Genomic DNA, 6,335 nt, shown 5'->3' with positions numbered 1-6,335 from the left:
GCTTTTGCGCCGTAACGCACCGTTCTCAGTTATAAGGTGGGTTGCTCTGTTATATGGTGCGTTACGCTATCGCTAACACACCCTACATATAGAACATATAGCCTGTAGGGTGCGTTAGGCGCTGGTTGAGATTAACATAACAAAGAATTTGCGCTTTTGCGCCGTAACGCACCGTTCTCAGTTATAGGATGGGTTGCGCTGTTATATGGTGCGTTACGCTATCGCTAACACACCCTACATATAGAACATATAGCCTGTAGGGTGCGTTAGGCGCTGGTTGAGATTAACATAACAAAGAATTTGCGATTTTGCGCCGTAACGCACCGTTCTCAGTTATAGGATGGGTTGCGCTGTTATATGGTGCGTTACGCTGTCGCTAACACACCCTACATATAGAACAGATAGAACAGATAGAATCTTTGCGTAAGTTCTCAAGTGTGCCACGTCAGTAGGTTTTGACGTTTCACGGGAGCTGGAGCGGTAAAATAGCAGGATGCCCCCAACTGGATAAAATTCCATGTATCGCTTACGATCTCTCCCCTGGCGATCACTACTCGAAGTCTCAGGGATTACCACTGCTGTTGCGATCGCTCTTGAAATTATCATCGGCTTAGGTGCTAACCAATCCGCTGCGATCCGCCAGATGCTCCAGTTTCTCTATACTCCTCCCCTAGGGATAATCATCACCTTAATGGCAGCAGCGGGATTTGGAGTTCTCGCGGTTTATATTCTAGAACGCTTTTATTCCCAGGTTTTGATTAACAGTAGCAGCTTGTGGGCATTAGTTCCCTGTTTAGCCCTAACCTTGTGGTTAAAATCACTATTGCCTGTACCCGCTTTCTTGGTAAGTTTAAGTTATGCCAACTTGGTTGCCGTTCTCGTTGGCGTATTTTGGAAAGGGCGTCCCTATTGGCGCTAGCAAGCTGAGTTCAAGATTAGCAGTAAATCAACACTAGACTTAGAGAATTTTCCTCTAGATTTCCTCTATTGTGGTTTAATCAAAAAATGGTGTTTATAGATTTAGATAAAGGTTGTCCTTTAAAACAAATATAAACATTAAAAAAACAGGAGCAATTCGCAAATGCAGTTACAAAATGTCGTTGAGCCATTCGGTGAAGTTAATGTTTATAAACAAACGAATGGGGATTTAAATATCGTTGCCACAATTCTCACCGTCCCTGATATTGAAGGCGCGAGAATGGGACTCGCGCTGGATGGTTCTGCCTCTATGAAAAAGATGTATGGAATCAGTGGGATCGTGGGCGGTGCTTTTGCGATGGCGGCGAGTGCGAGTACGCCGAATGTCGTCGAACCCGTGGCGCGGACAATGGTCAGTTTTCTCGCCAATTTTTCCTCGAATGGCAAAGTTGATGTGATTTACTGGGCTTGTAGTCCTGATGGATCTAAAGTCGAAGAATTAGGAGAATTTGATGATCAAAGTATCCAAAATGTTGCCATTGCGGGTCCGAAAAAACTGCCCTGGGGACGCGGCACTAAATTATTGCCTCCCTTAAGACTTTTCGTAGACAAGTTTAAAAATGCACCGCCACTTGGAGTTAAAAATCCGGCAGCGATTTGTGTATTTGTGACTGATGGCATTATCGAAGACTTAGCCGATGTCAAAAAATACTGTTTTCAATATGCTCAAGCCATCTCGCAAAAACAGAAACCCTTCATGAAGCTATTTCTCATTGGTATCGGGGATGAAGTTGATGAAGGGCAAATGGATGAGCTTGATGATATGTTCGAGGGGAGTGGTGTTAAGGATAGTTTCGGACAAAGTATTGATCTTTGGGATCATCAGTTAGCCAGTGACATGAATAAACTTGAACAGGTGTTCAAAGAACTGGTTTCTGAAGACATGATTGTGATTGGATCAGGTCGAATCTTAAATCAAGGGGGAAAAATTTGCCAAGAATATGCTGATGGTGTACCAGCCTTGCTGCGATTCACGATGCCAGCCGGGTCAAATTCATTTACCTTATAATTTCCGGGAGGAAGTGTAACTCAAGATATTTCTGAAGCTTTGTCACAACCTTAAATCATGCCTGGTGAGGAAATAAAATGGCTAAACATGGTCAACCGTCTAACCGACCTAACTCCCTTCGCAGTCAACAACTTCCCAGCAATATTGTGGCTAAAGAATTTGGTGAAGTCAATGTTGCTAATACAGGAGAAGAACTGCACGTCAAATTTACCATTTTAATGGAGCCGCAAGGACAAGATGCTGAAGGATGGAAAACAGGTGTGGCATTAGATGCAAGTGCTTCGATGAAAAGTCCTTATGGGCGTAAGCTAAAAGGAAAAGTTCCACCCGATGTTATGGCAGATTATGAGCAAAAACAATGGGTAGAATCCCGTATTGAAGACGGAAATCGAGTCAAGTCTTTTAAAAAGGAAGCCTATCAAGATGCTATCCAGAAAGGGTACTTTAAGACAACACGGAATACAGTTCAATCTCTCGCCCAACAATTTACTGCCTATTTAGCCGGAAACTTAGATGTAGATGGGGGGACGAGTGTAATCTATTGGGCGTGTGGTAACGGCGCCGAAATTGAAATATTAGGCGATTTCACCGAATCTCAATGTGCCTCACTTAATGTCACTGGACCCCACAAGGTTACGTTTGGAGAAGCCACAGTCTTGACGCCAGCGTTTAACCATTTCGTTGAACGCTTTGTTGAGGCGAAACGCGGTATGTACATCTTCATTACGGATGGTCGAATTGATGATTTAGAGGAGGTTAAACGATACACCACTCAACTCGCCCAAAGGATTGCGGCTGGCAAAGGAAATTATGTCAAAGCGGTGCTAATTGGGGTTGGCGATGGCGTTGATGTGCGTCAACTTGAGGAATTAGATGATCTGGATACGGGAACGGATGTCGATATCTGGGATTATAAAATAGCGACGGAAATGCAAGCACTATTACAGATATTTGCGGAAGTCGTTGATGAAAATCAGATTGTCGCTTCCACCGGGATTATTTACGATGATACCGGGAAGGTTGTTAAAAAATATACCGATGGATTGCCAGCGCAAGTCTCTATTTCCCTTCCCGCTAATTCTGAGTGGTTTGAACTGGAAGTGTATGGTCAACGTATTCGTCAAACTGTCCTTTCATCTAGCCGGAAGAGTTGAGTGTTTGTAGTCAGCGCTTTAGCGCTGATGGCACGCTTCGTGCCTACTACGAACGAACTGAACTAAATTGAATTAAACAGGAGAAAAAAATGTCATCGCGTCGTTTACCCGTTTATCTGGTTCTAGATTGTTCAGGTTCTATGTCGGGTGATCCGATTGAAGCCGTTAATCAGGGTGTTAAGGCATTAGTTGCTGAGTTGAAAAGTGAACCCTATGCTTTAGAAACGGCTTACCTGTCAGTAATTAGCTTTGAAAGTACGGCTCAACAGGTGTGTCCTCTAACCGAACTGATGACATTCCAACCCCCCCATCTCTCCGCGAGTGGTGCTACGTCGATGGGAGCCGCTCTGAAACTTTTATCTCAATGCTTTGATAAAGAAGTTCAACAAGCCAGCGAAACCCAAAAAGGCGACTGGAAACCGTTAGTCTTTCTGATGACAGATGGGATGCCGACTGATAGTTGGGAAAAGGCGGCAAAGGAACTGAAACAAAAAAGACCGGCGAATATTATTGCCTGTGCTGCGGGTTCAAGTGCGGACGAATATCTGCTTAAGAAGATTACCGAAATTGTGGTTAAACTGGATAATCTCCAGCCGGATACGCTGAAGCACTTTTTCAAATGGGTGTCTCAATCGGTTAAACAGACATCCCAAAGTGTGGCTCAGGTGATGGCAGATAATCAACCGATTAATCTACCGCCTCCGCCCCAAGGTATCACTATTGTTCCTTAAGGCTACTCCATAGGGGAGGCAGCTTGTAGTGCCGTGACCGTCCTTAAAATGTAGGTTGGGTTTCGACTTCGCTCAACCCAACCTACTGGAGTGACACAGCTAAAATTGTGGAATAGATTTGACGTTTAACCCTGAGCGAAGTCGAAGGGTTAAACCGGGCGCAAGCATGAAAGCCCCTACAATTCTAATCCACCAAATAAGGTGTGCCACGACACTACGGTAATGAACTATTTTAGTTGGGTCACGCCAGTAGGGTGCGTTAGCGTTCGCGAAGCGTTCCCGTTCGCGCAGCGTTCCCGAAGGGTAGGGTAGGGTAAGGTAGCGTAACACACCATTTATCAAGACTACTTGGTATTTGGTGTTGTGGGGCAGTAAAAGCAGGATGGTTAACCATAACTATGCAAGAGCAAGATCAAAAGTTTGCAGAATTGATTCAAGCGATTTGCTGGAAGCTTAAGCTTGAACCTGAAGATTCTCCTCAATTAGCCAAAAAATGGCAAGAGTTTACTCGGCTAAAGAATTATCCGGAGCAAGCTCAGAAAATCCGTGATTCTGTCGTGAATCTATGGAAGCAGGTGTATGATTATCGGCTAGAACTAAACCAGAATCCAGCCAAAGCGGAAATTAAGGATATTGAATCCCTTTTGAGTGAGGTATTGAACTGGCTTTCACTGGAATCGTGTTCAGTTAACGACGAAACCTTAAAAAAATGGCATAGTATTGCCAATCAACAGTTAAAAGACACTATCCGTAGTGCGATTATGAAGGCATTATCCCAGCCATCTACAGAACTATTTCCTGTCGAGCCAGGTTGTCAACAGTCTAGTCAAGTAATCCCTGAAAATCCAATAAACAAAGGGAATGAATCGGCTGTGCCAGCTTCAAATCCTACAACAGCAACCGATGGCGAACTATCTGCTGAAGAATTGCAAGCGTCATTAACTAATCAAACCCGTCCTCCGTGGAACTATCGTCCTGTACCCGATGACGAACCCGACCAACATGATGAGTTTTATTGTACCTCAAGTCAATCGCCTGAAGGACTAAAACTCATTGGTGCAAGAGTGCGCGGAAAAATGCACAAGCACCAAGGCACGAATTGTGATGATTGGTTTGAGTTTAATATCACCGATGGCTGGACAATTATTGCTGTATCTGATGGTGCTGGTTCAAAAAAGTTCTCTCGGATTGGGGCTAAAGTGTCCTGTAAAGCTGCCGTAGAACACCTCAGTAATTATCTTAAAAATCACCAAATAATAGAACGAAAGACAACCCAAGCATTAGCGGCTGATCTTGAGAGAAATGCTACCAGTTGGGCGTTTGCTGGAGACGATATAGAATTCGTGCAAACGTCCTTACATGACGCCATGCAGACGGCTTACAACGCGGTAATCAAAAAAGCCGATGAATGCCGCGAGTTGACCCGTTACTACAAAGCCCTAGACCACAGAGATGTTGAACCCAAAGACCTTTCTGCGACACTGCTTTTGGCAGTACATACCACAGTTAACGTTGCCGGAATTCCCTACAGTCTGGTGCTAACCTGTCAGATTGGCGATGGCATATTAGCCGCCATATCTCAAGAAGGAACGCTAAAATTATTAGGCAAACCCGATAGCGGAGAGTACGGCGGTCAAACCGAATTCTTAACCTCTGCTAACAAAGTCGATAAAAAAAATCTGGTGCAAAAGACGTTTGTTTTTCCCGGACAGCTTAAGGCGTTAATGGTGATGACGGATGGAGTTGCTGATGACTATTTTCCCAATCATCCGAGAATGTTAGATCTGTATGGTGATTTACTGCTCAATCAGGTGATTAGAGTGTCTAAACCTGATCAGCAAGAGATTACTCAGCAGCTAAAATTGACAGTGTTAGGCAGTCAGGCGGGTGTCAATGAGGTTAAGCCAATGTTTCAGGATAAAGTTGAGCGAATTCTGCCGGATCAATTTCCGGAACCCAAACAAGTCGTAATTCGTTCTATCGCCAACTATAGCAAAGTATTGGGGAAATCTGTAGCAGAAGTAGTCGCTTCTCCAGCTTTGTTAACGGCAGGAATCCTGGGAGAACCGATGTGTGATGATGATACCTTAAAACCAGAGGAACGGTTAAAAATTTGGCTCGATTCCTACTCAATTCGTGGCTCATTTGATGATCGCACATTGGTTGTTCTCTACCGGGAGGATATCAGGAGCATTTTACCGTTGTAGGTTGGGTTGAGGAACGAAACCCAACCTACTTGAGAGTTTTGTTTCTATCAACGTGTACATATTAAACCCAACTTTATCTAATGGCTACAGCAACCCTCACCGATGGCAGCACTGTTGAATACAGCGCTTCGCGCTGCTATGAGGTACAGTAACAACAATGAGCAAACCAATTTCTTAAATGTTTAGGATTGATTAAATCAAGAGCTACAGCCAAAATTTTATCAATCATAGAACTGGTAGTAGGAGTAAAGCCCAG

General features: G+C 44.1%; 5 protein-coding genes. All 5 read left to right on the top strand.

Going from position 1 to position 6,335, the window contains the following annotated elements:
* The first annotated feature begins 517 nt into the window (after positions 1 to 517).
* The 5 genes from RIG27_RS00930 to RIG27_RS00910 all read left to right on the top strand — a co-directional run bounded on the left by RIG27_RS00930 (position 518) and on the right by RIG27_RS00910 (position 6,079).
* Positions 518 to 919: a peptide chain release factor 1 gene (locus RIG27_RS00930; RefSeq protein WP_446341590.1), complete on the top strand. Its 402-nt coding sequence runs from the start codon at positions 518 to 520 to the stop codon at positions 917 to 919.
* A 162-nt stretch (positions 920 to 1,081) separates the two neighbouring features.
* On the top strand, positions 1,082 to 1,987 hold the full coding sequence (locus tag RIG27_RS00925) for a vWA domain-containing protein (protein WP_446341588.1): 906 nt from the start codon (positions 1,082 to 1,084) through the stop codon (positions 1,985 to 1,987).
* 77 nt (positions 1,988 to 2,064) lie between these two features.
* Complete coding sequence (locus RIG27_RS00920; RefSeq protein ID WP_446341586.1) at positions 2,065 to 3,141, top strand: vWA domain-containing protein; 1,077 nt, start codon at positions 2,065 to 2,067, stop codon at positions 3,139 to 3,141.
* An 89-nt stretch (positions 3,142 to 3,230) separates the two neighbouring features.
* Positions 3,231 to 3,872, top strand: a complete 642-nt coding sequence (locus tag RIG27_RS00915; protein WP_446341584.1) for a vWA domain-containing protein — start codon at positions 3,231 to 3,233, stop codon at positions 3,870 to 3,872.
* Positions 3,873 to 4,270: 398 nt separating this feature from the next.
* Positions 4,271 to 6,079, top strand: coding sequence for a PP2C family serine/threonine-protein phosphatase (locus tag RIG27_RS00910; RefSeq protein WP_446341582.1), 1,809 nt, complete (start codon positions 4,271 to 4,273; stop codon positions 6,077 to 6,079).
* The last annotated feature ends 256 nt before the right edge of the window (positions 6,080 to 6,335 follow it).

Source organism: Coleofasciculus sp. F4-SAH-05, from assembly GCF_040222985.1.
In the GTDB taxonomy this organism is placed as follows: domain Bacteria; phylum Cyanobacteriota; class Cyanobacteriia; order Cyanobacteriales; family Coleofasciculaceae; genus Coleofasciculus; species Coleofasciculus chthonoplastes.
The sequence above is the reverse complement of the archived record's forward strand: the minus strand, read 5'-3'. Positions and strand labels throughout refer to the sequence as shown.

Bases quoted from the DNA above. Each gene is read 5' to 3' on its own strand.
- RIG27_RS00925 (WP_446341588.1), top strand. From the start codon at position 1,082: ATGCAGTTACAAAATGTCGTTGAGCCATTCGGTGAAGTTAATGTTTAT.
- RIG27_RS00910 (WP_446341582.1), top strand. From the start codon at position 4,271: ATGCAAGAGCAAGATCAAAAGTTTGCAGAATTGATTCAAGCGATTTGC.
- RIG27_RS00915 (WP_446341584.1), top strand. From the start codon at position 3,231: ATGTCATCGCGTCGTTTACCCGTTTATCTGGTTCTAGATTGTTCAGGT.
- RIG27_RS00920 (WP_446341586.1), top strand. From the start codon at position 2,065: ATGGCTAAACATGGTCAACCGTCTAACCGACCTAACTCCCTTCGCAGT.
- RIG27_RS00930 (WP_446341590.1), top strand. From the start codon at position 518: ATGTATCGCTTACGATCTCTCCCCTGGCGATCACTACTCGAAGTCTCA.